The organism is Streptomyces solicavernae, from assembly GCF_029968095.1.
Lineage (GTDB): Bacteria > Actinomycetota > Actinomycetes > Streptomycetales > Streptomycetaceae > Streptomyces > Streptomyces solicavernae.
On sequence record NZ_JASCIR010000002.1, the window covers coordinates 362,064 to 385,010 of the forward strand.

Annotated in this window: 19 protein-coding genes; 11 read left to right on the forward strand and 8 right to left on the reverse strand. The window is 71.3% G+C overall.

Annotation, left to right across the window (positions count from 1 at the left end; all coding sequences use genetic code 11):
* Positions 1-3: 3 nt before the first annotated feature.
* Positions 4-2,529 (reverse strand): ThuA domain-containing protein, encoded by a 2,526-nt coding sequence (locus QIS99_RS04045; RefSeq protein WP_408909472.1) that lies wholly within the window; start codon positions 2,527-2,529, stop codon positions 4-6.
* Positions 2,530-2,750: 221 nt separating this feature from the next.
* Between QIS99_RS04045 and QIS99_RS04050 the strand changes: the two genes are divergently transcribed.
* Positions 2,751-3,737, forward strand: a complete 987-nt coding sequence (locus QIS99_RS04050; RefSeq protein WP_282510422.1) for a multicopper oxidase domain-containing protein — start codon at positions 2,751-2,753, stop codon at positions 3,735-3,737.
* Between the two features lie 163 nt (positions 3,738-3,900).
* Positions 3,901-4,953, forward strand: coding sequence for a LacI family DNA-binding transcriptional regulator (locus tag QIS99_RS04055; protein WP_282510424.1), 1,053 nt, complete (start codon positions 3,901-3,903; stop codon positions 4,951-4,953).
* Positions 4,954-4,971: 18 nt separating this feature from the next.
* Here QIS99_RS04055 and QIS99_RS04060 read toward each other — a convergent pair whose 3' ends face one another.
* Positions 4,972-6,198 carry a glycoside hydrolase family 64 protein gene (locus tag QIS99_RS04060; RefSeq protein ID WP_282510426.1) on the reverse strand — a complete coding sequence of 409 codons (1,227 nt, stop codon included), beginning with the start codon at positions 6,196-6,198 and terminating at the stop codon, positions 4,972-4,974.
* 354 nt (positions 6,199-6,552) lie between these two features.
* Here QIS99_RS04060 and QIS99_RS04065 point away from each other — a divergent pair, with 354 nt between their 5' ends.
* Both QIS99_RS04065 and QIS99_RS04070 read left to right on the forward strand, forming a co-directional pair.
* The gene (locus QIS99_RS04065) at positions 6,553-7,350 is read left to right on the forward strand and encodes a VOC family protein (RefSeq protein ID WP_282510428.1); all 798 of its coding nucleotides are present in this window, start codon (positions 6,553-6,555) and stop codon (positions 7,348-7,350) included.
* A gap of 296 nt (positions 7,351-7,646) precedes the next feature.
* On the forward strand, positions 7,647-7,937 hold the full coding sequence (locus QIS99_RS04070) for a WhiB family transcriptional regulator (RefSeq protein WP_282510430.1): 291 nt from the start codon (positions 7,647-7,649) through the stop codon (positions 7,935-7,937).
* 142 nt (positions 7,938-8,079) lie between these two features.
* Here the strand turns inward: QIS99_RS04070 and QIS99_RS04075 are convergent, their stop codons facing one another.
* The 5 genes from QIS99_RS04075 to QIS99_RS04095 form a co-directional block, all read right to left on the reverse strand.
* On the reverse strand, positions 8,080-9,051 hold the full coding sequence (locus tag QIS99_RS04075; RefSeq protein WP_282510432.1) for an acyl-ACP desaturase: 972 nt from the start codon (positions 9,049-9,051) through the stop codon (positions 8,080-8,082).
* Positions 9,052-9,233: 182 nt separating this feature from the next.
* Positions 9,234-10,010, reverse strand: coding sequence for a dimethylargininase (ddaH, locus tag QIS99_RS04080; protein ID WP_282510434.1), 777 nt, complete (start codon positions 10,008-10,010; stop codon positions 9,234-9,236).
* Between the two features lie 243 nt (positions 10,011-10,253).
* On the reverse strand, positions 10,254-11,894 hold the full coding sequence (locus QIS99_RS04085; RefSeq protein WP_282510436.1) for an ABC-F family ATP-binding cassette domain-containing protein: 1,641 nt from the start codon (positions 11,892-11,894) through the stop codon (positions 10,254-10,256).
* 381 nt (positions 11,895-12,275) lie between these two features.
* Positions 12,276-12,692: a spore wall synthesis regulator SsgD gene (gene ssgD / locus QIS99_RS04090; protein WP_282510438.1), complete on the reverse strand. Its 417-nt coding sequence runs from the start codon at positions 12,690-12,692 to the stop codon at positions 12,276-12,278.
* 180 nt (positions 12,693-12,872) lie between these two features.
* The gene (locus tag QIS99_RS04095; protein WP_282510439.1) at positions 12,873-13,169 is read right to left on the reverse strand and encodes a YciI family protein; all 297 of its coding nucleotides are present in this window, start codon (positions 13,167-13,169) and stop codon (positions 12,873-12,875) included.
* Positions 13,170-13,225: 56 nt separating this feature from the next.
* Between QIS99_RS04095 and QIS99_RS04100 the strand changes: the two genes are divergently transcribed.
* The gene (locus tag QIS99_RS04100) at positions 13,226-13,924 is read left to right on the forward strand and encodes an endonuclease V (protein ID WP_282510440.1); all 699 of its coding nucleotides are present in this window, start codon (positions 13,226-13,228) and stop codon (positions 13,922-13,924) included.
* Between the two features lie 94 nt (positions 13,925-14,018).
* On the opposite strand, the gene QIS99_RS04105 is transcribed toward QIS99_RS04100, so the two are convergent.
* Positions 14,019-15,293 carry a saccharopine dehydrogenase family protein gene (locus QIS99_RS04105; RefSeq protein ID WP_282510441.1) on the reverse strand — a complete coding sequence of 425 codons (1,275 nt, stop codon included), beginning with the start codon at positions 15,291-15,293 and terminating at the stop codon, positions 14,019-14,021.
* Between the two features lie 87 nt (positions 15,294-15,380).
* Here QIS99_RS04105 and QIS99_RS04110 point away from each other — a divergent pair, with 87 nt between their 5' ends.
* From QIS99_RS04110 to QIS99_RS04135, 6 genes are all read left to right on the forward strand, one after another.
* Complete coding sequence (locus QIS99_RS04110; RefSeq protein WP_282510443.1) at positions 15,381-15,788, forward strand: MmcQ/YjbR family DNA-binding protein; 408 nt, start codon at positions 15,381-15,383, stop codon at positions 15,786-15,788.
* Positions 15,789-15,899: 111 nt separating this feature from the next.
* The gene (locus tag QIS99_RS04115; RefSeq protein WP_282510445.1) at positions 15,900-17,054 is read left to right on the forward strand and encodes a CaiB/BaiF CoA transferase family protein; all 1,155 of its coding nucleotides are present in this window, start codon (positions 15,900-15,902) and stop codon (positions 17,052-17,054) included.
* Positions 17,055-17,125: 71 nt separating this feature from the next.
* Positions 17,126-18,268 (forward strand): acyl-CoA dehydrogenase family protein, encoded by a 1,143-nt coding sequence (locus QIS99_RS04120; RefSeq protein ID WP_282510787.1) that lies wholly within the window; start codon positions 17,126-17,128, stop codon positions 18,266-18,268.
* Positions 18,269-18,325: 57 nt separating this feature from the next.
* The gene (locus QIS99_RS04125; protein ID WP_282510446.1) at positions 18,326-19,540 is read left to right on the forward strand and encodes an acetyl-CoA C-acetyltransferase; all 1,215 of its coding nucleotides are present in this window, start codon (positions 18,326-18,328) and stop codon (positions 19,538-19,540) included.
* 250 nt (positions 19,541-19,790) lie between these two features.
* Entirely contained in the window at positions 19,791-22,001 is a 2,211-nt protein-coding gene (locus QIS99_RS04130; RefSeq protein ID WP_282510448.1) for a 3-hydroxyacyl-CoA dehydrogenase NAD-binding domain-containing protein, read from the forward strand.
* 177 nt (positions 22,002-22,178) lie between these two features.
* Complete coding sequence (locus tag QIS99_RS04135) at positions 22,179-22,901, forward strand: hypothetical protein (RefSeq protein ID WP_282510450.1); 723 nt, start codon at positions 22,179-22,181, stop codon at positions 22,899-22,901.
* The last annotated feature ends 46 nt before the right edge of the window (positions 22,902-22,947 follow it).

Consider the following 22,947-nt stretch of genomic DNA (forward strand, 5'->3'; position numbering starts at 1 on the left):
CGGTCAGCCCTTCCTGGCCAGCTGGTCGGCGCTCGGCGTGGCCGCGCCGCCCTCGTAAGTGACGCGCCACAGCGCCGACTTGGCGTCCGAGGTGAAGAAGCCGCGCCCGTAGTCGAGGACGTACAGCGAACCGTCCGGCGCGAACTTCCAGTCCATGAGGTTCTTGATGCCGTCGTCGCCGATCGGCACGATCTTCTTCAGCGACTCGGCGTGCACCGGGACACCGCCCTTGCCGACCGTCTCAGGGTCGGTGAGCACGGCGTGCCGCGGCTGGTCCTGGTCGTAGAAGTCGCCGACGAACCACTTGCCGTCCCAGTACTCCGGCCACTTCACCTCGCTCTTGCTGTCCGCGTCGTACCGGTACACCGGGCCGTTCATCGCGGCCTGCCCGCCGCCCTTCAGCCACGGAAGGCGGAACACCTGCTCCTCCGCCTTGTACGAGGGCACGCCGTTGGCGTCGCGCGGGAAGTCCGGGCCGCCGCCCGCCGGGGAGTACCAGATGGTGTTGGACGTGACCGGAGGCAGGTTGACCAGGCCGTCGTTGTGCGGCGACTCATTCTTCGGCGCGTCGCAGTCGTACCAGCCGAGCGGCTGCGTCGGGTCGGGCAGGTTGCGGTCGCGGTACGGCTGCTTGTTGCCCATGCAGTACGGCCAGCCGTGGTTGCCCGGGCCCGTGATCGCGGCGAACGTGTCGTACTTCGCCGGGCCCCAGGTGGTCGACGGCTCACCGGCGTCGGGGCCGACCCAGCCCGCGTACAGGATGTCGGTCTGCTGGTCGATGGAGATGCGCGCCGGGTTGCGCACGCCCATCACATAGATCTCGCCGCGCGTCTTGCCGCCGCCCTCGTCCTCCTCCTTGCCGGTGAAGAGGTTGCCCTCCGGCAGGGTGTACGTGCCGTCCGGCTCCGGGTGGATGCGGAGGATCTTGCCGTTGAGGTTGTTGGTGTTGCCGGCGGTGCGGCGTGCGTCCGCGAACGAGACGCCCTTGAAGGTCGGCTCCGGGTTGTTGCCGGAGTAGCCGTCGCTGAAGCGGCTGGAGTTGTTGTCGCCCGTCGCGATGTAGAGGTTGTCCTTCGAGTCCCAGGCCATGCCACCGCCCGCGTGGCAGCAACTGTGGATCTGCACGGGCCACTTGAGCAGCACCTTCTCGCTGCCCAGGTCGAGTCTGTCCGTGGCCGGGTCGAGGGTGAAGCGGGAGACGCGGCGCTCGGCCATGTGCGTCTCGCGGTTGATCTCCGAGTGCGGGGTGTAGTGCAGATACACCCAGCCGTTGTCCTCGAACTCCGGGTCCAGCTCGATGCCGAGCAGGCCTTCCTCGTTCTTGACCAGCTCGCCGCCGCCGCCCTTGTTGCCGAACACCGTGAGCTCACCGGCGAGTTGGACCTTATCGGTCTTCGGGTCGTAGATGTGGATCTGGCCCTTTCCCTTGCCGATGTCCGGGTCGTCCCAGTCGGTCACCACGGGCTGCGAGGCGTCGGCGCCGCCCCGGCCGATGTAGAACACCCGCCCGTCCTCCGCGGTGACCAGGCCGTGCGGCTCGCCGATCTGGTCGTTCCGGCCCGGCTGGTTGGGTTCGGTGACGCGCTCCGCCTTGTAGTTGGAGTTGATGGCGGCCTTGCAGTCGGCCCGCACGAGTCGTGTCGTCCACAGCAGCGCGCCGCGCAGATGGGTACGGAAGTCCGTCTCGGCGTACGAGTCCACGGTGCCGCCCATGCCGGTGTAGAAGGACCGCCCGCCGTCGTAGTCACGGCACCAGCTCACCGGATGGTCGGGCCCGTTGGCACTCTCGCCCGGCTTGTACGTCGACTCGCGCACGCGTGCCACGGTGTGCACGTCGCCGGACGGGTTCTTCTCCCAGTTCAGCCATTTGTCGGGGCGCTTCCACTCCAGGGGGAGGCCCTTGGTGGCCGGGTGCTGCCGGTCGCCGACCTCGACGGTCGCGCGCTGGGTTGTCGTACCGCTGCCCTTCGCCGGGCGGGCGCCGACCAGGCCGGTGAACCAGTCCGAGTACGGTTCGGCGCGGGCCGCGTCATGAATGCCGAGGAAGCCGCCGCCGGCCTCCATGTACGCCTCCAGGCCCATCTCCTGCTCGGGGTCGAGCACATCGCCGCCGCCGGTCAGGAACACCACCGCGTTGAACCGGCCGAGCCGCTTCCCGTCGGTGAACACCGAGCCGTCGTCGGTGGCGGTGACGGTGAAGCGCTGCTTGTGCGGCCCGGAGAGGCCGATCTTCTCGATCGCCTCGATCCCGGCGTCGACCAGCGGCGTCTCCTCGCTCGCCGAGCCGTGGAAGAGCAGCACCCGCACCTTGTTCCCGCCCGGTGGCGAGGGCAGCGACATCGTTGTCGCGGGAGTGTCCCCCGGCCCCGGATACGGCCGTGCGGTGGCGGGACCGGCGGCGAGGAGTCCCGCGGTGAGCGCTCCCGCCGCGATCCCGGCCGCCCAGCGCCTGCGGGTTCTGGGTCTGTGTCTGTTGTGCCCGTTCAACGCGCCCGCATCCGCGGGTTTCTGACGTGGTGCGCTCCGCATCGGGTCACCCACCCCTCATCGTGTCCCTCGTCGTGCACGGCTACAGCGCCAAGGAAGCTAGACCTCTTTCGGTGGTCCGCCAATAGCTATGACCGCGATTGCACAAACTTTGTCCTGAGTGTGGATAAACGGAGATCCCGAAGCTACGGTGTGGGCCGTCCGATGGGCCAGGGAACCCCCTGGAACCCGCCAACCTCGTTACGGCCCTGGGGAGTTCGGCGATGACGGAAGCACTGGGCGGGCAACTCGGCAGACGCGGATTCAACCGGCGGCTCTTCGCCGGGGGCGCCGCCGTCGCAGCCGGTCTGACATCGATGTCGGGAGTGGTTCCCGGCTCCGCGCCCCCAGCCGCCGCGGCGGGCGGGAAGAAGGCCGAGGCGAAGGGCGAGACCCGGCACATCAAGCTGTACGTCGAGAACCTCGCCGACGGACAGATGGGATACGGCCTGGAGAAGGGCAAGGCCACGATCCCCGGGCCGCTCCTGGAGATGGTCGAGGGCGACACCCTGCACATCGAGGTGGAGAACCTCACCGACGTCGACGTCAGCCTGCACCCGCACGGCGTCGACTACGAGATCGGCAGCGACGGCACCCGGCACAACAACAGCCATGTGGAACCCGGCAGTTCGCGTACGTACACCTGGCGCACGCACGCCCCCGGCCGACGCAAGGACGGCACCTGGCGGGCGGGCAGCGCGGGCTACTGGCACTACCACGACCACGTCGTCGGCACCGACCACGGCACGGGCGGGCTGCGCAAGGGGCTCTACGGCGGGCTTGTCGTGCGGCGCGAGGGCGATGTGCTGCCGGACAGGACGTACACGATCGTCTTCAACGACATGACCATCAACAACCTGCCCAAGGGCCCCGACCTCAAGGCCACCGTCGGCGACCGGGTCGAGATCGTGATGATCACGCACGGCGAGTACTACCACACGTTCCACATGCACGGTCACCGCTGGGCGGACAACCGCACCGGCATCCTGACCGGCCCGGACGACCCCAGCCCCGTCATCGACAACAAGATCACCGGGCCCGCGGACTCCTTCGGGTTCCAGGTGGTCGCGGGGGAGGGGGTCGGCGCGGGGGCGTGGATGTACCACTGCCATGTGCAGAGCCACTCGGACATGGGGATGGTGGGGATGTTCCTGGTGGCGAAGGCGGACGGGACGATTCCGGGGCATGACGGGGGTCACGGGGGGCACTAGGCCTGGGTTCGAGGGCGGGTCCGGCACCGTTGGCTCGGGCGCTCACGCCGTCGTGGCTGGTCGCTCAGTTCCCCGCGACCCTGTCGGGCCAGGGTCGACGGTGGGTGAGAGCGCTCCCTATCCTGGCCGGGCCGCCCCTTCCGGCCCGAGGAGTGCCCCGAGCGTGACCGCCCCGTCGACCCCCGCGCCCCGCCCCACCCTGGAGGCCGTCGCCGCGCACGCGGGCGTCTCCCGCGCCACCGTGTCCCGGGTCGTCAACGGCGGGGCCGGCGTGCGGAGTTCACTCGCCGGGAGGGTCCTCCGCGCGGTCGACGAGCTGGGCTACGTACCCAACCGGGCGGCCCGCTCCCTGGTCACCCGGCGGCACGACGCGGTCGCCGTCGTCATCGCCGAACCCGAGACCCGGGTCTTCGCCGACCCCTTCTTCGCCCAGCAGCTGCGCGGCATCAGCAAGGAACTCACCGCTCACGACTCGCAGTTGGTGCTGCTGCTCGTGGAGGGCCGGGACGACTACGCGCGCGTGGGCCGCTATCTCGCCGGCGGGCACGTCGACGGGGCCCTGGTGTTCTCCGTGCATCTGGACGACGAACTCCCCGACATCATCCGGCGGTCCGCCCTGCCCACGGTGTTCGGCGGCCGCCCGGACCGCGGCGGCGAGTGCGCCCCGTACGTCGACTGCGACAACCGCGGCGGCGCCCGCGAGGCCGTACGGCATCTGCGCAGCCTCGGCCGGAAGCGGATAGCGCACATCGCGGGACCGCCCGACCAGACCTCGGCCGTGGACCGCCTCGACGGCTACCGCGACGTGCTGCCGGAGGCCGATCCGGCGCTCGTCGCGCGCGGCGACTTCACCCCGGCGGGCGGTGAGCGCGCGATGCGGGAACTCCTGGACCGGGCTCCGGAGTTGGACGCGGTGTTCGCCGCCAACGACCTGACCGCCGCCGGTGCCCTGCGGGTGCTGCACGAGCGCGGGCGGCGCGTGCCCGAGGACGTGGCGGTGGTCGGCTTCGACGACATGGAGCCCGTGGTGGAGCAGACCCGCCCGCCGCTGACCACCGTGCGCCAGGACATCGAGGGGATGGGCCGGCTGATGGCCCGGCTGCTGCTGCGCGGACTGGAGCGGGGCGGCGTCCGGGGCGCTCCCTGCGGGGACTCGGTCACCGCCCCGGCCTCGGTGATCACACCGACGGCACTGGTGCGGCGGGCCTCCGCCTGAGCGCCGGGGCCCGCCCGGTCAGGAGCCGACCGACACCGTGAACCGCCGGGGGTTCCCGTCGTGCGCGGCGCCCGACTCGTCCGGCTCGCCGTCGGGACGTACGTCGTCGTACGGGAAGGCGTACCCGATCGGCGAGTTGGCGTGGACGACCCGCGCCCAGTGGTTGGTCGTCGCGCCCTGGTAGTAGTCCGCGGCCGTGGCGCCGTTCGGCTGCTCGGGGTGGCTGAGCATGATGCTGCGGTTGAAGCCCGCCGCGAGCCGGGCGATCAGGCCCTTCTTGTCGTCCGGGTCGTTCGGGTTGTTGGTGAACGGGCCGTGGTTGCAGGTGAACACGTCCTTCGAGGTCGGCTTGGCGAAGCTGTGCCCGCCGTCGAAGGTCAGCGTGTCCCCGCCGACCCGGCCGGCGAGCACGCCGCGGCCGCCCTGCAGGTCGATCCGCAGGTCCTCGGCGCGGTACTTCTCCCAGACCTGGTCGATGTAGCCGTTCCACAGGTCCCGGAAGGGCATCTCGTCGGGCTTGTCGAAGTACGGGGCCATCAGGTTCTGCGGCGAGATCACCCGCAGCACGTCCTCGCCGTCGCCCTTGATCACCAGCCGGTCCCACGGCTGCCCGTCCTTCGCGGCCTGCGCCGCCAGATCGTCCGCGATTCTTTGTACGGCCCCGTCCGGCAGCGGCGCCACCTCGTGCGTACCGTCGCCCTCCAGCCTCAGGCCGATCGGCAGCGCGGTCACCAGGTCGACGTAGCTGATGTTGGCGTACAGCTGCTGCGGGTTGAACGTGAACTCGCAGAACGACCACGTGCGCCCGTAGTTGGGGTCCTCCTCGGTCGCGAAGGCGGGCTCTACGAGGGAGGGGCCGGGGTTGAGGAAGAAGTCCAGCTTGTCGTCGCGTACGAAGTAGACGCGCGCGCCGAACATCTGCGGGAGCGTCAGGACGACCGGGGCCTCGCCGGGGCCGCCGAGCGGGATCGCGCAGTCGACCGGCAGCGGGGTCTCGGGCTCGGCGGGCGACTCGGGCCGGTACACACTGCCGTCCGCCCGCAGCAGCACCCAGCGGTCGGTGCCCTGCTCGTGCCCGGTGACGTACGCGTGCACGGTGCCGGTCAGCGACTTGTTCTCCAGGGCGAGTTCACAGGTCTCGGGCGCGGCCTCGGCGCCGGGGCTGAGAGCGCTGCCCCAGACGGGGTACGTGAGCGCGGTGGCGGCTCCTGCGGTGGCGGTCAAGAACACTCGGCGCGATATCACGGAGTCTCCTGGGGTGTGGGGGTACGCGGTGTGGGGGCGTCCGCGTGCCGACCACCTTGGCCAAGTCCCTTACTGGCGTCAAGAGTTGTGACTGAGAGCGCTCTCTTCGGCGGTGATCGTTCATAAGTCGGCGGGGGCGGGAGGGGGGTGGGGTGGTGGTTGCCTGGAGTGCCGGTCGGGGCCGGTCGGGGCCGGTCGGGGCCGGTCGGGGCCGGTCGGGGTCTGCCGTGGTCTGCCGGATGCGGGGGCCGTCGCGGGCAGGCGGGCGGCCCGGTGTCCGGGAGGCGGTTGTCAGTGCCGGGTGCAAGACTCGGAGAGGCAGTGCGACCGGACCGGACACCCGAAGGAGCGATCATGCTCGGCACTCGTCACAAGGGCTCCCTGACCTGGGCGGATCTGGGAACCCCGGACCTGCCTGCGGCCAGTTCCTTCTACGCGTCGGTGCTCGGATGGCGGGCCGACGAAGGCGACGAGGACTTCGGCGGGTACGTCACGTACCGCAGCGAAGGCGACGCCGTGGCCGGCGGCATGACGGTGCCGGAGTCACAGGACGCCCCCGCCTGGACGGTGTACTTCCGCACGCCGGACGTGGACGCCACCGCCAAGGCCGTCGAGGAGGCGGGCGGCACGGTCGCGATGGAGCCGATGGACGTCGGCGAGCTGGGCCGGATGACGGTCTGCGCGGACCCCGCGGGCGCCGGGTTCGGCCTCTGGCAGGCCGGGACGATGCAGGGCTTCGACGCCTTCGGCAGGACGGGCGCGTGCTGCTGGGCCGAGCTGTTCACCCCGGACATCGAGGGGGCCACGGCGTTCTACGGCAGCGTCCTCGGCATCCAGACCTTCGACGTCTCGTACCCCACGGGGAGTTACACGACGCTGCACCCGGCGGAGGCCGGTGTGGACGCCATGTTCGGCGGCGTCGTCGAGCAGTCCACGGACGCCTCGGAGGCCGACGGCCCCGCGCACTGGCTGCCGTACTTCGCAGTGGCCGACTGCGACGCCGCGGCGGCCGCCGCGGGCGGTGGGGGCGGCACGGTCCGGGTCGACCCCCTGGACGTGCCGGACGTCGGCCGCCTCGCCAGATTCGCGGACCCCTTCGGGGCACGCTTCGCCGTCCTCAAGCCGAAGCCGCGCCAGGGGGACGCGGAGTAGGCGCCGGGCGACCTGCGGGCCAACGCACCGACGCACCGACGCACCGACGCACCGACGGTCGACGGCCGCCGGGCCGCCGCGACACGCCCTACGGCCCGAAAGCCTGGCGCTGCGGCAGGGGTGCGCGGCATCGTGCACGGCACGGCACGGCACGGCACGGCACGGCACGGCACGGCACGGCACGGCACGGCGAGCAGGCGGCCGGTGGCCGGGGCGGTGGCGCGGTCAACAGGTGACCGGGGCCCGTTGACCGTTCGTTGATCGTTCGTTTTTCCCGGGCCGACACGATGAGCGTCATGACCGGCAAGACCATCACGCAGGCCCCGCACACCGGGGCATCCGACGACCGTCCCAGCTGGCTCGACCTCGCCTTGTGCGCCCAGACCGGGGCGGCGTTCTTCTTTCCCGAGCCGGGCAGCTCCGTCCGTGAGGCCAAGCAGATCTGCCAGGCCTGCGAGGGGCGCGCCGCCTGCCTTGAGTACGCCCTCGCGAACGACGAGCGGTTCGGCGTCTGGGGCGGCCTGTCCGAGAAGGAGCGCGACCGCCTCAGAAGGGGCCCCGCCCGCAGACCGGCCGACCGCGCCTGAGCTCAGCCGGACCCGAAACAGCGACTCAGGGCGTGAAAACACGACGGAAAGCGACTCAGGGCGTGAAGAACGACTCAGGGCCGTCCCGGCCGCCGAAGCGGTGGCCGGGACGGCCCTGAGTGCGTGCGCTGTAACCGGACGGTCAGCGTCCGCGCGCCGCGATACGGGCCTTGCGCGCCGCCAGCTTCTCGTCGAACTTGGCGGCCTCGGAGTCGAGGCCGCCCATGAACATGCCGAGCTCCTCCTGCGCCTGCAGGCCCTCCGGGCCGAGCCCGTCGATCTCCAGGACCTTCAGGTGCCGCAGGACCGGCTGCAGCACGTCGTCGTGGTGGATGCGCATGTTGTAGATCTCGCCGATCGCCATCTGCGCCGCGGCCCGCTCGAAGCCGGGCATGCCGTGGCCGGGCATCCGGAAGTCGACCACCACGTCGCGCACGGCCTGCATGGTCAGGTCGGGGGCGAGCTCGAAGGCCTCCTTCAGCAGATTCCGGTAGAAGACCATGTGCAGGTTCTCGTCGGTGGCGATGCGCGCCAGCATCCGGTCGCAGACCGGGTCGCCCGACTGGTGGCCGGTGTTGCGGTGCGAGATGCGGGTGGCCAGCTCCTGGAACGCGACGTACGCGACGGAGTGCAGCATCGAGTGCCGGTTGTCGGACTCGAAGCCCTCGCTCATGTGCGCCATCCGGAACTGCTCCAGCTTGACCGGGTCGACGGCGCGCGAGGCGAGGAGGTAGTCGCGCATGACGATGCCGTGCCGGCCCTCCTCGGCGGTCCAGCGGTGCACCCAGGTGCCCCACGCGCCGTCGCGGCCGAAGAGGCTCGCGATCTCGTGGTGGTAGCTGGGCAGGTTGTCCTCGGTGAGCAGATTGACCACGAGGGCGGTCTTGCCGATGTCGGTGACCTTGGACTGGCCGGGCTCCCACTCCTCGCCGTCCTCGAAGAACTCCGGGAAGTTGCGCGCGTCGCCCCACGGCACGTAGTCGTGCGGCATCCAGTCCTTGGCAACCTTGAGGTGGCGGTTGAGCTCCTTCTCCACGACCTCTTCGAGGGCGTAAAGCAGCCGGGCGTCGGTCCAGGTGTCCGGGCTGCCGAGGTGGGGAGAGGCGATCGTCACGGGGGCTCCTGCGGGGACGTGAGGTGCTGTGCTCTTGCTGCGGCTTACCTACGGGGACGTAGCCTACGAGACCGTAGGTTACGAGACCGTAGGTTAAGAGGCAGGTAAAGGGCCAGCCCCGCCAGGGTGGGCCTGTGACCGATTTCTCCGCTCAATCCCCTATGTGGCCTGCTGGTTTGCGGCTATCCGTGCAGATTGCGCAGGCGGACCGAGAGACATGTCACGCACCCTTCGAGCTTCTCGAACTCGCTGATGTCCACCAGTACGGGCGCGTAGCCGAGGTCCGCGAGCAGTTCCGCCGACTTCGGGGCGCTCGCCGCCATCAGGAGTCTGTCCCCGCCGAGCAGCACCACGTGCGCGCCCGACTCCTCCGGCACCGGCAGGAACCGCCCGAACAGCGACGGGGTGTCCACGAGCGACGGGTGCCCGATCACGGTGCCGTCCGGCAGCGCCGTGACCGCCGACTTCAGGTGCAGGGCGGACGAGACGGGCACCGCGACGACCCGGGCCCCGAGCGGCTCGAACGCGGCCCGCAGCTGTGCGACGCCGGCGGCGTTCGTCCGGCCGCCCCGCCCCACGTACAGGGTGTCGCCGATCTTCAGGACGTCCCCGCCGTCCAGCGTGCCCGGCTCCCGCACCCGGTTCACGGAGGCGCCGAGCCCGGCCACGGCCTGCTCGACGGCGGCCGTCTCGGGGCGGCGTGACCCGGCGCCGGGGCGGGCGATCAGGGCGACGTTGCGGAACATCACCACGGAGTCCTCGACGAACACCGCGTCCGGGCAGTCGTCGGCGCGGTCCACCTCGACCGTCTCCCAGCCGTGCGCCCGCAGCGTGTGGCCGTACGCCTCCCACTGGGCGATCGCCAGCGGCACGTCGACCGGGGTGCGCTCCAGATGGGTGACCAGGCCTTCGGCCAGGCGCGGGCCGGGTCGGCGGATCAGGGCCTTCTTGCTTGCCACGGGTGCGACTCTCCTTGCCGGTCCTTGCTGGTTACCGCTGGTTCGGTCCTTGCCGCAATGATGCAAGGTCGCGCGGCATACCGGAACCCCACACCGGAACCCCACACCGGAACCCCACACCGGAACCCCACACCGGAACCCCACACCGGAACCCCACACCGCAGCCCCTCTCCGGACTGCGGCTCGTCCAGGACGTACACCGCGCCTTCGTATTCGTGATCCTTTCCGGAGCCGCGCGAACGCTCACCGCGCCGCCAACAGCTCCCGCACCTCCTCCTCGCTCGTGTCCCGCAGATCTCCGTCGAGCAGCAGCCAGCGGGTCACCCCGACCGACTCCAGGAACGCCAGGTCGTGGCAGGCCACGATCAGCGCGCCCTCGTACGAATCCAGGGCCGAGGTGAGTTGCCGGACGCCGGCCATGTCGAGGTTGTTCGTCGGCTCGTCCAGCATCAGCAGCTGCGGTGCGGGCTCGGCGAGGAGCAGCGCCGCGAGGGTCGCGCGGAACCGCTCGCCGCCGGAGAGCGTGCCCGCCGCCTGGTCGGCCTTGGCCCCCTTGAACAGGAAGCGGGCGAGGCGGGCCCGGATCCGGTTGTTGGTGGCGTCCGGCGCGGCGAGCGCGACGTTCTCGACGACGCTCAGCGCATCGTCCAGGACGTCGAGCCGCTGCGGCAGGAACCGCAGCGGGACGTGCGCCTCGGCCTCGCCCGCCTCCGGGTCCAGCTGTCCGGCGACGGTACGGAGCAGCGTCGTCTTGCCCGCGCCGTTGCGGCCGACCAGGGCGATCCGCTCGGGCCCGCGCACGTCGAACTCGCCCTTGACCTCGGCTCCGTAACGGAGGGTCAGCTCGCGCAGGGTGAGGACCTGGCGGCCCGGCGGCACCGCGGTGAAGGGCAGGTCGACGCGGATCTCGTCGTCGTCCCGCACCGCCTCCACGGCCTCGTCGAGCCGTTCCCTGGCCTCGCTGAGCTTCTCCTCGTGCATGATGCGGTGCTTGCCGGCGGAGACCTGGGCCTCCCGCTTGCGGGCGTTCATCACGATCTTCGGCTCCCGCTTCTGCGCGTACATCTTGTTGCCGTAGCGCACCCGGCGGGCCAGCTTCATATGGGCCTCGGAGAGTTCCCTCTTCTGCCGTTTGAGGTCGGTCTCGGCGACGCGCACCATACGCTCCGCCGCCTCCTGCTCGACGGCCAGGGTTTCCTCGTACGCGCTGAAGTTGCCTCCGTACCAGCTGACTTCGCCGCCGCGCAGGTCGGCGATCTGGTCGACCTGGTCGAGGAGTTCACGGTCGTGGCTGACCACGACGAGCACGCCCGACCAGGCCTGCACGGCGGCGTACAGCCGCTGCCGGGCGAACAGGTCGAGGTTGTTCGTCGGTTCGTCGAGGAGGAGTACGTCGGGCCGGCTCAGGAGCAGCGCGGCCAGCCTGAGCAGCACGGACTCGCCGCCGGACACCTCGCCGATGGTGCGGTCGAGGCCGATGTGGCCGAGGCCGAGCTGGTCGAGGGTGGCGACGGCGCGCTCCTCGACGTCCCAGTCGTCGCCGACGGCGGTGAAGTGCTCCTCGGCCGCGTCTCCCGCCTCGATGGCGTGCAGGGCGGCACGGGTGGCGGCGATGCCGAGCACGGCGTCGACCCGCAGGGCGGTGTCGAGGGTGACGTTCTGCGGCAGGTAGCCGACCTCGCCGCTGACGCGGACGGTGCCGTCGGCCGGGGTGAGTTCGCCCGCGATCAGCTTCAGCAGGGTTGATTTTCCTGACCCGTTGGTGCCGATCAGGCCGGTGCGGCCGGGGCCGAAGGCGACCTGGAGGCCGTCGAAGACCTCGGTGCCGTCGGCCCAGGCGAAGCCGAGCGAGGTGCAGGCGATGGATGTGGGGTGGGTAGACATGGTGGGCGGCCTCCGGCGCGCTCGAAGTGACAGGGCGGCGCGTGGGGGACACGGGGGTGCGACGGGGGAGTGCGACAGGGGCTCCTGCGGCGGCGGAAGCGAGAAGCCGGGGCGGAAGCGAGAAGCCGCGGCGGCGAGAAGCCGGGGCGGCAGTGGAACAGAAAAACCCTGTTGCGCGGGGGACGGCTCACCGTCGAGGTCGCACCGGGCGTGCACACAGGCGAAATCACTGTGCTACGCGGTGTCCCAGGACCTCAGACGAGCAACGTCCTACTCCGATCGACGACAACAAGGCTCGTACACCGTAAAGGGGGAGCGCGATGGGCGTCAACGGGTTTCCGGCATCCGGGTTTCCGGTCTCCGGCGACCGCTCGCCCGCCCTCAGCAGGCGTCGCGCAGCAGCTCCGCCAGGTCGCCGTCCACGTCCAGGTGCGCGTGCTCCCGCCCGGCCGGCACGGCGGCGGCGGCGCGCCCGAGGAAGCGGCGCAGTGCGGCGGTGCGCACGTGCACGATCGCCGTGCCCTCGGGGGCGTGGAACTCCAGGACGGTCCGGTCGTAGCCGTACGGCCGCACCCGCACGTCCCCGTCGCCCGCGGCCCGGTCCACCCCGGCCGTGAGCAGGTCGCGGGCGAACGTCCAGGACACGTCGACGCCTTCGAGGGTCGCGGGCGCGGGGAACGCCATGCGCACGGCGTACGGATCGCGTGCGTCGTAGCGCAGGGTCGCCGGGATGCTGGGCATGCGCGGCGCGGACGCGATGAGGCGGGCCTCTACGGCTTGCTCGATGACGGTGGACAACGCCTGCTCCCTCGACGACGGCCGGGCGGATGGACCCGGACACCGGGGAAGACGGCGGAACGAGGCAATCCGTGCACAGGGGCGTTGGTGACGTGCATCACCGGCGCCCCCACGACCCGCCCTTGCGGTGGCCCGCCCGCGAGCGCCTGAAGACAGGGCCAGGTGTACTGCCCTGTCCGGCTACGCCGGCTGCTGCCGGAAGGGGGCCAGTTCGGGGGCCGTCTTGGTCGCGATGAACTCCGTCACCCGGTACTCGCAGACCCCGGCCGTGCTGAACGGGTCGGCGGCGGCGATCTTCTCGACGGCGGCGCGGTCCTCGCCGACCGCGATGATCACGCCGCCGTCCCGCGGGTTCTTGCGGCCGGCGGCGATGAAGACGCCGTCGGCGAGGTGCCGGTCCAGCCATGCGACGTGGGCGTCGAGGTGGGTATCCACGGCTTCGATGGGGGCGGTGTAGGTCAACTCCAGTACGAACATGACGGCGAGGATATCCGCGCACGCGCCGCGCCCGGTCCGCGTACCCTCGCACCACCATGACGACCGTACGCATCCCCGCCGACTGGCCCACCACCGAAGCCCGGGCGCGCGCCGTCCAGGACGAGCTGCGCACCCGCGTCGAGCTGCGCGAGCCCGGCCCACCGCCCGGCACGGGCAGGGTCGCCGGGGTCGACGTGGCGTACGACGACGCGCGGGACGTGGTCGTCGCGGCCGCCGTCGTCCTGGACGCGGCGAGCCTGGCGGTGGTCGAGGAGGCGACCGCGGTCGGGCGGGTCAGCTTCCCGTACGTGCCGGGGCTGCTCGCCTTCCGTGAACTGCCCACGGTGCTGGCCGTGTTGGAGCGGCTGACGGTTGCGCCGGGCCTCGTCGTGTGCGACGGGTACGGGCGGGCCCACCCGCGCCGCTTCGGCCTCGCCAGCCATCTGGGCGTGCTCACCGGGCTGCCGACGATCGGCGTCGCGAAGAATCCGTTCACGTTCGCGTACGAGGAGCCGGGTGCTCGGCGCGGCAGTACGTCGCCGTTGGTCGACGCGGGGGCGGGCGGGGAGGTGGTGGGGTGTGCGGTGCGCACTCGGGACGGGGTCAAGCCGGTGTTCGTCTCGGTCGGCCACGGGGTGAACCTGGAGAACGCGGTGGCCCACACCTTGCACCTCGCGCCGCGGTACCGCCTGCCGGAGTCGACGCGGCGGGCGGATGCGCTGTGCAGGCGCGCACTGGCCGAGGCGACCGGCTGAGGCGACGCCTGAGGTGACCTCCTGAGGCGACCTCCTGAGGCGACCGGCTGAGGCGGCTGCGGAGGGGCGGCTGTGGAGGCCCGTCCGGCCGGACTCAGCGCTCCCCCCGAGCCACCCGGAACCTGATCCCCGCCGACTGCAACCGCTCCCGCAGCGCATCCCCCATCGCCACGGCAGTGGTGACCTGACCCGAGGCCGAGGGCAGCTCGTCGAACGCCAGGCACAACGCGGACTCGGCGAACATCTTCGCCGTCTCGCCGTAGCCCGGGTCGCCGCCCGAGACCTCGGTGCAGACGCGGTGCCCGCCCCCGTCCCCCACGAACCGCACCGAGAACCAGCTCTTCGCCCGCCGCTCCTCGCTCGGCCCCTCGCCCGGCTTGACCCGGCCCGACAACCAGCGCCGCGCGGGCGGCAGTTGGGCCGCAGCGGCCAGCGCGCCGACGCCGGCGACCCCGCCGAGCGCCACCGGGAGGTGCTTCACGGCGGCGTAGTGCCGGTACCGGAAGTCCGGGCCGTACCGCTCCAGGGCGCGCGCCGAACGCTGCACGATCTGCGGGTCGACCGTCGGCAACGGCACCGCCCAGGCGTCAAGTTCCTTCGCGTACCGGGGCGGGCCCACGGGCGCGTACGCGCGGCGGCCGGTCAGGCGCGGCTCGTGCCGGCGCCGGTCCCGCGCGGCCGCCGCCGTCTGCCGGGGGCGCGAGAACGCGGTCAGCGCGGAGGCGAACGTACCGCCGGAGAACGTGGCGTTGGTGCGGACGAACCCGTCGACCCGCAGCGGCACGCCCTCGGGCAGCTGTTGCACGGTGAAGAGCGCGCCCAGGTCGTGCGGCACGGAGTCGAAGCCGCAGGCGTGCACCAGGCGCGCCCCGGTCTCACGCGCGCGTGCGTCGTGCCGCACATAGGCGAGGTCGATGAACTCCGGCTCGCCCGTGAGGTCCAGATAGTCCGTGCCCGCGTCGGCGCAGGCCGCGACCAGCTCCTGCCCGTACGTGATGTACGGGCCGACCGTCGTGGCCACCACGCGCGCGTGCTGTGCGATGTCGCGGAGCGCGGCCGGGTCGTCGGCGTCGGCGCGCAGCAGCGGCAGCTCAGCGAGGTCCGGCCCGATCCCGGCGAGCCGTTCGCGCAGCCGCTCCAGCTTGGCCGTGCTGCGCCCGGCGAGCGCCCAGCGCAGCCCCCGGGGCGCGTGCTCCGCGAGGTACTCGGCGGTCAGTGTGCCGACGAAACCCGTCGCTCCGAACAGCACGATGTCGTACGTGCGCTCGGCCCGGGAGTCGCCCGTCGCGGTTCCGGCGGTCTCGGTGGTCTCGGTGGTCTCGGTGGTCTCGGTGGTCTCGGCGGCAGCCTTGTCGTTTTCCGTGCTCATGACACCCCTCGGTCGTGCCCGCGCCGTTGTCGGTGGCCGAGGCTAGCGTGAGGGGGACATGGCCGTTCGAGCACCCCGGAGCCAGGCATGGTCGAACCGAACAATCCCCCGCGCAAGGCCCCCAAGGCCGTGCAGCGGAAGTGGCAGCGCGTGCGGTCCTTCGCCCTGGAACTGCCGGGCGCCGTCGAGGAGTTCCCGTGGGGGGAGTCGGTGGCGAAGGTGAACCGGAAGGTGTTCGTCTTCCTCGGCGTGGAGGACGGCAGTTGGCCGCTGGGCGTCACGGTGAAGCTGAAGGACGAGGAGGCGCATGCGCACGCCATGACCTGCCCGGGAGCCGAGCCCGCGGGGTACGGCCTGGGCAAGGCCGGCTGGGTGCGCGTCCCCCTTGAGGAGCAGGGCGCGCCGGACGCGGAGCTGCTGTGCGACTGGGTGGAGGAGAGCTACCGGGCGATCGCCACGAAGAAGTGGGTCGGGGAGCTCGACGCCCGGCACTGAACGGAGAGGAGTCGATTTTCTAAGCGCTTGCTCGCCAACCCTTGTGCGGAGTGGAACACGTTCTTAGCATCACTGGTGTTACATCGGTGGTGTCACAGTGCTGGGGGCTCGATGGCAGGGACAGCGGCAGGGACAGCGGCAGAGACGGCGACGGGTCGGAACGGCCCGCTGAGCGGGGTCCGCGTGGTCGAGCTCGCCGGCATCGGGCCCGGCCCGTTCGCGGCGATGCTCCTCGCCGACCTCGGGGCCGACGTGGTCCGCGTGGACCGCCCCGGCGGCGGCGGACTCGGCATCGACCCCGCGTACGACATCACCAACCGCAACAAGCGCTCGGTGCGCATCGACCTCAAGTCGCCCGAGGGGCCCGGCCGGGTGCTCGACCTGGTGGAGCGGGCCGATATCCTGATCGAGGGGTACCGGCCGGGTGTCGCCGAGCGCCTGGGCGTCGGCCCCGAGGAGTGCCGGGCCCGCAACTCCCGCCTGGTGTACGGGCGGATGACCGGCTGGGGCCAGGAGGGTCCGCTCGCCCAGCGCGCCGGCCACGACATCGGGTACATCGCGGTCACCGGCACCCTCGGCCTGATCGGCCGCCCCGACGACGCCCCCGCGATCCCGGCCAACCTGGTCGGGGACTACGCGGGCGGCTCGCTCTACCTCGTCGTCGGCGTCCTCGCCGCCCTGCAGCACGCGCGTACGACCGGCGAGGGCCAGGTGGTGGACGCCGCGATCGTGGACGGGGCCACGCATCTCGCGTCGATGATCCACGGCATGCTGGCGGCCGGCGGCTGGCAGGACCGGCGGGGCGTCAACCTTCTCGACGGCGGCTGCCCGTTCTACGGCACCTACGAGACGGCGGACGGCGGTCACATGGCCGTCGGCGCCCTTGAGCAGCAGTTCTACGACGAGTTCGTCACGCTCCTCGGCGTCGCCGACCGGGCCCCGGCCCGCCAGGACCTGGCCGCCTGGGGCGAGTTGCGGGACACGATCGCCGCCGCGTTCAAGACCCGGACACGCGCGGAGTGGACCGCCGTCTTCGAGGGCTCCGACGCCTGTGTGGCCCCCGTGCTCTCGCTCCGCGAGGCGCCCGGGCATCCGCATCTCGCCGCCCGCGCCACCTTCGTCGAGCACAGCGGCATCACCCAGCCCGCGCCCGCGCCCCGCTTCTCCGCCACCCCCGGCGCCGTCCGCCGCGGCCCCGCGCAGCCCGGCGCCGACACCGCGGAGGTGGCCCGCGACTGGGGCGTGCCCGGCCTCGACCCGTCCTGAGCGACCAGCCCACGTCCGTTCCGTACCGCCTCCAGGAGGCCCCCAGCATGACGCCACAGACGCCCTCGGGCATGCAGCGCAAGCTGTACGACGCCGATCACGAGGCGTTCCGCGAGACCGTGCGCACCTTCCTCGCCAAGGAGGTCACGCCGCACTACGAGCAGTGGGAGCAGGACGGCATCGTCTCCCGCGGGGCCTGGCTCGCCGCGGGCCGGCAGGGGCTGCTCGGGCTCGCCGTACCGGAGGAGTTCGGAGGCGGCGGGAACGAGGACTTCCGCTACTCCGCCGTACTGGCCGAGGAGTTCACACGCGCGGGCGCGGCCGGGCTCGCCGTCGGGCTGCACAACGACATCATCGGCCCGTATCTGACCTCGCTCGCCACCGACGAGCAGAAGCGGCGCTGGCTGCCCGGGTTCTGCGACGGCTCGCTGATCACCGCGATCGCCATGACCGAGCCGGGCGCGGGCTCCGACCTGCAGGGCATCCGCACCACCGCCGAGGACCGGGGCGACCACTGGCTGCTCAACGGCTCCAAGACGTTCATCTCCAACGGCATCCTCGCCGACCTCGTGGTCGTCGTGGCGAAGACCACCCCCGAGGGCGGCGCGCACGGCCTGTCGCTGCTCGTCGTCGAGCGCGGCATGGACGGCTTCGAGCGGGGCCGCAACCTCGACAAGATCGGCCAGAAGTCCCAGGACACCGCCGAGTTGTTCTTCAACGACGTCCGGGTCCCGAAGGGGAACCTGCTCGGCGAGCTCAACGGCGCGTTCATCCACCTGATGACCAACCTCGCGCAGGAGCGCATGGGCATCGCCGTCGCCGCGATCGCCGCCGCCGAGCACCTGCTCGAAATCACCATGGAGTACGTGAAGGAGCGCGAGGCCTTCGGCCGCTCCATCGCCAAGTTCCAGCACATCCGCTTCGAGATAGCCGAGATGGCCACCGAGTGCGCGGTCACCCGGACGTTCCTGGACCGCTGCATCGAGGACCACGACAAGGGCGCACTGGACGCCGTGCACGCGTCCATGGCCAAGTGGTGGGCCACCGAACTGCAGAAGCGCGTCGCCGACCGCTGCCTCCAACTCCACGGCGGCTACGGCTACATGACCGAGTACCGCGTCGCCAAGGCCTTCACCGACGGCCGCATCCAGACCATCTACGGCGGCACGACCGAGATCATGAAGGAGATCATCGGCCGTTCGCTGCTTCCGTAGCCCCTCGTGAACCTCTCGTACAGCCACCCTCGTCCCGCACCACGAAAGGCCTGAGACTTGAGCACCGAAGCGTACGTGTACGACGCGATCCGCACCCCGCGCGGGCGCGGCAAGGCCAACGGGGCCCTGCACGGCACCAAGCCCATCGACCTGGTGGTCGGCCTGATCCACGAGATCAAGGCCCGCTTCCCCGGCCTCGACCCGGCCGCCATCGACGACATCGTGCTCGGTGTCGTCGGCCCGGTGGGCGATCAGGGCTCCGACATCGCCCGTATCGCCGCCATCGCCGCCGGGCTGCCCGACACGGTCGCCGGAGTCCAGGAGAACCGCTTCTGTGCCTCCGGCCTCGAAGCGGTCAACCTGGCCGCGATGAAGGTCCGTTCGGGCTGGGAGGACCTGGTGCTCGCGGGCGGCGTCGAGTCGATGTCGCGCGTCCCGATGGCCTCGGACGGCGGCGCCTGGTTCGCCGACCCGATGACCAACTTCGAGACCGGCTTCGTCCCGCAGGGCATCGGCGCCGACCTGATCGCCACCATCGAGGGCTTCTCGCGGCGCGACGTCGACGAGTACGCGGCGCTGTCCCAGGAGCGGGCCGCCGCCGCGATGAAGGACGGCCGCTTCGAGCGTTCCGTCGTCCCGGTGAAGGACCGCAGCGGCCTCGTCATCCTCGAACAGGACGAGTTCCCGCGCCCCGGCACGACCGCGGATTCGCTGGCCAAGCTGAAGCCGTCCTTCAAGGACATCGGCGACCTCGGCGGCTTTGACGCGGTGGCGCTGCAGAAGTACCACTGGGTCGAGCAGATCGACCACGTCCACCACGCGGGCAACTCCTCCGGCATCGTGGACGGCGCGTCCCTGGTCGCGATCGGCACGCGCGAGGTGGGGGAGCGGTACGGGCTTGCGCCGCGCGCCCGGATCGTCTCCGCGGCGGTGTCCGGCTCCGAGCCGACGATCATGCTCACGGGTCCGGCGCCGGCCACGCGTAAGGCGCTCGCCAAGGCCGGCCTGACCATCGACGACATCGACCTGGTCGAGATCAACGAGGCGTTCGCGGCGGTGGTGCTGCGGTTCGTCAAGGACATGGGGCTGGACCTGGAGAAGGTCAACGTCAACGGTGGGGCGATTGCTCTCGGGCACCCGCTGGGGGCTACGGGCGCGATGATTCTCGGCACGCTGGTGGACGAGCTGGAGCGCAGGGACCTCCGGTACGGGCTGGCCACCCTCTGCGTGGGCGGAGGCATGGGTATCGCGACCGTGGTCGAGCGGCTGTAGCGCGCCGCGGCGGCTGAGGTTCGTCGCCGACTGCAGGCCGGTGGGGGCTGGTCGCGCAGTTCCCCGCGCCCCTGAAGGCGTGCGGCTGCGCCGCTGCCTTCCCCGATGAGGTGCCGCACGGAGTGCGCATCTCAAGGGGCGCGGGGAACTGCGCGAGCAACCACGACGAGACCGGCAGCCGGCCATGAACCTCGGCCACCCTCCCCAGTAGCCGCCCCGCACCCCCAACAGACCTCACGGAGACACAGCCATGACCGAAAGCACCACCATCCGCTGGGAACAGGACGACACCGGCATCGTCACCCTCGTCCTGGACGACCCGAACCAGTCCGCGAACACCATGAACCAGGCGTTCAAGGACTCCCTCGCGGCGACGGCCGACCGCCTGGAGGCCGAGAAGGACACCATTCGCGGCATCATCCTCACCTCCGCCAAGAAGACCTTCTTCGCCGGCGGCGACCTGCGCGACCTCATCCAGGTCACCCCCGAGACCGCCCACCTCGCCTTCGAGGCCGGCCAGGGCATCAAGCGCGACCTGCGCCGCATCGAGACCCTCGGCAAGCCCGTCGTCGCGGCGATCAACGGCGCGGCCCTGGGCGGCGGTTACGAGATCGCCCTCGCCTGCCACCACCGTGTCGCCCTCGACTCCTCAAGCGCCAAGATCGGCCTGCCCGAGGCCACCCTCGGCCTGCTCCCCGGAGGCGGCGGCGTCGTCCGTACCGTGCGGCTCCTCGGCATCGCCGACGCCCTCCTGAAGGTGCTGCTCCAGGGCAACCAGTACAACCCGAAGCGCGCCCTCGACAACGGCCTGATCCACGAACTGGCCGCCGACCGGGACGAGTTGACCGCCAAGGCCCGCGCCTTCATCGACGCCAACCCGGAGTCCGCGCAGCCCTGGGACAAGCCCGGCTACAAGATCCCCGGCGGCACCCCGGCCAACCCGAAGTTCGCGGCGAACCTGCCCGCGTTCCCGGCCAACCTCAAGAAGCAGACCGGCGGCGCGAACTACCCTGCGCAGCGCAACATCCTCGCGGCGGCCGTCGAGGGCTCGCAGGTCGACTTCGAGACCGCCCTGACCATCGAGGCCCGCTACTTCACCGAGCTGGCCGCCGGTCAGGTGTCGAAGAACATGATCCAGGCGTTCTTCTTCGACCTGCAGGCCGTCAACTCCGGCGCCAACCGCCCGAAGGGCATCGAGCCGAGGCCGGTGCGCAAGGCCGCCGTGCTCGGCGCGGGCATGATGGGCGCCGGGATCGCGTACTCGTGCGCGCTCGCCGGGATCGACGTCGTCCTCAAGGACGTGTCGCAGGAGTCCGCCGACCAGGGCAAGGACTACTCCGTCAAGCTCTGCGAGAAGGCGGTGAGCCGCGGCCGTACGACGCAGGAGAAGGCGGACGCGCTGCTCGCCCGGATCACCCCGACCGCCGACCCGCAGGACCTCGCGGGCTGTGACGCGGTGATCGAGGCGGTCTTCGAGGACCCGGCGCTCAAGCACAAGGTGTTCCAGGAGATCCAGCACATCGTGGAGCCGGACGCGCTGCTCTGCTCCAACACCTCCACCCTGCCGATCACCGTCCTCGCCGAAGGCGTCGAGCGGCAGGCGGACTTCATCGGGCTGCACTTCTTCTCGCCCGTCGACAAGATGCCGCTCGTCGAGATCATCAAGGGCGAGGGCACCGGCGACGAGGCCCTGGCCCGGGCCTTCGACCTGGTCCGGCAGATCAAGAAGACCCCGATCGTGGTGAACGACTCGCGCGGCTTCTTCACCTCGCGGGTCATCGGCCACTTCATGAACGAGGGCGTCGCGATGGTCGGCGAGGGCATCGAGCCCGCCTCCGTCGAGCAGGCCGCGGCCCAGGCGGGCTACCCGGCGAAGGTCCTCTCCCTCATGGACGAGCTGACCCTCACCCTGCCCCGCAAGATCCGCAACGAGACCCGCAAGGCCATCGAGGACGAGGGCGGCACCTGGCCCGAGCACCCGGCCGAGGCCGTCATCGACCGCATGGTGGACGAGTTCGGCCGCCCGGGCCGCAGCGGCGGCGCGGGCTTCTACGAGTACGACGAGAACGGCAAGCGGGCGAAGCTCTGGCCGGGCCTGCGCGAGCATTTCGGGGGTTCCGGGGGTCGCCCCCCGGGCAAGCACAGCACGAGGGAGGGGTACGAGATCCCGTTCCGCGACATGCAGGAGCGGATGCTGTTCTCCGAAGCGCTCGACACGGTGCGCCTCGTCGAAGAGGGCGTCCTGACCTCCGTAGCGGACGCCAACATCGGCTCGATCTTCGGCATCGGCTTCCCGGGCTGGACCGGCGGCGTGCTGCAGTACATCAACGGCTACGAGGGCGGCCTGCCCGGATTCGTGGCCCGCGCACGGGAGTTGGCCGAGACGTACGGCGACCGCTTCCAGCCGCCCGCGCTGCTCGTGCAGAAGGCGGAGCAGGGCGAGAAGTTCAGCGACGGCTGAGCGACCCCGCCCGACCCTGACGGCCGCGCCCGGAGCCCCGTGCTCCGGGCGCGGCCGTCGGACTGGTAGAACAGCTCGGTACCCGCAAGGGCCTCGGTACCCGCAAGGGCCTTGCGGAACAGAACAATGAGCCTTGCGGAACAGAACAATGAACGGAACAACGGGGGAGGAGCCGCGATGAGGCTGAAGCCGGTCGCGATCACGGTCGTCGGGTTGTCCATGATGCTCTCGGCGTGCGGGGGTTCGGCCACCCGCGGGGGCGGCGACGAGCCCAAGCAGCCGGAGCAGAGCGCGAGTTCGTCCGCGCCGCCGGAGGCCGACCGGCACCTGGCACCCGCCGCGGTCGTGGTGCCCCTGCTCCCCGGCCATATGCCCGAACCGCTGAAGAAGCCCCGCAAGAACGAGCACTACGGCGACCTCCAGGGGACGAAGGGCACCCTCCAGTGCCCCGCGAGCGAAGAACGCTGCGAGGGCGTCGTCACGGGCGCGATCGCCGAGTTCGGCACGGAGATGTTCGACGACGGCGGCGAGTACGCCAACTTCGAGGTGTGGGAGTACCGCACACCGGTCAGTGCGCAGGGCGGGTTCGACGCCTGGAAGGAGAAGCTGGGTGCCGAGGCCGAGGGGTTCCTGGTGATGCCGGACGGCCGCTTCGGTGAGCAGCACTCCGCGACGGCCTCCGTCAAGGGCGGCAAGATGGGCGAGCGGACCCTCCTGGTCCGCCAGGCCAAGTACGTCGGCATCGTCCGCACGTACAGCCGCGCCGACATCGTCGACGACGGAAAGCCGGGCCCGACCGCGCTCGTCGAACTCGGCAAGATGCTCGTCGAGCGCATGAACCAGGCCGAGCTGGAGCAGGGCCCGACCGCCTCGGCCGCCCATGTGAAGCTCCCCGGCTGAGCCTGAGCCTGGGCTCTGGGCTCTGGGCTCTGGGCTCTGGGCCTGA

Coding starts and splice junctions, on each gene's coding strand:
- QIS99_RS04135 (WP_282510450.1), top strand. CDS start 22,179: ATGAGGCTGAAGCCGGTCGCGATCACGGTCGTCGGGTTGTCCATGATG.
- QIS99_RS04045 (WP_408909472.1), bottom strand. CDS start 2,529: ATGCGGAGCGCACCACGTCAGAAACCCGCGGATGCGGGCGCGTTGAAC.
- QIS99_RS04115 (WP_282510445.1), top strand. CDS start 15,900: ATGGCAGGGACAGCGGCAGGGACAGCGGCAGAGACGGCGACGGGTCGG.
- QIS99_RS04110 (WP_282510443.1), top strand. CDS start 15,381: ATGGTCGAACCGAACAATCCCCCGCGCAAGGCCCCCAAGGCCGTGCAG.
- QIS99_RS04070 (WP_282510430.1), top strand. CDS start 7,647: ATGACCGGCAAGACCATCACGCAGGCCCCGCACACCGGGGCATCCGAC.
- QIS99_RS04085 (WP_282510436.1), bottom strand. CDS start 11,894: ATGTCTACCCACCCCACATCCATCGCCTGCACCTCGCTCGGCTTCGCC.
- QIS99_RS04120 (WP_282510787.1), top strand. CDS start 17,126: ATGCAGCGCAAGCTGTACGACGCCGATCACGAGGCGTTCCGCGAGACC.
- QIS99_RS04050 (WP_282510422.1), top strand. CDS start 2,751: ATGACGGAAGCACTGGGCGGGCAACTCGGCAGACGCGGATTCAACCGG.
- QIS99_RS04095 (WP_282510439.1), bottom strand. CDS start 13,169: ATGTTCGTACTGGAGTTGACCTACACCGCCCCCATCGAAGCCGTGGAT.
- QIS99_RS04065 (WP_282510428.1), top strand. CDS start 6,553: ATGCTCGGCACTCGTCACAAGGGCTCCCTGACCTGGGCGGATCTGGGA.
- QIS99_RS04130 (WP_282510448.1), top strand. CDS start 19,791: ATGACCGAAAGCACCACCATCCGCTGGGAACAGGACGACACCGGCATC.
- QIS99_RS04105 (WP_282510441.1), bottom strand. CDS start 15,293: ATGAGCACGGAAAACGACAAGGCTGCCGCCGAGACCACCGAGACCACC.
- QIS99_RS04100 (WP_282510440.1), top strand. CDS start 13,226: ATGACGACCGTACGCATCCCCGCCGACTGGCCCACCACCGAAGCCCGG.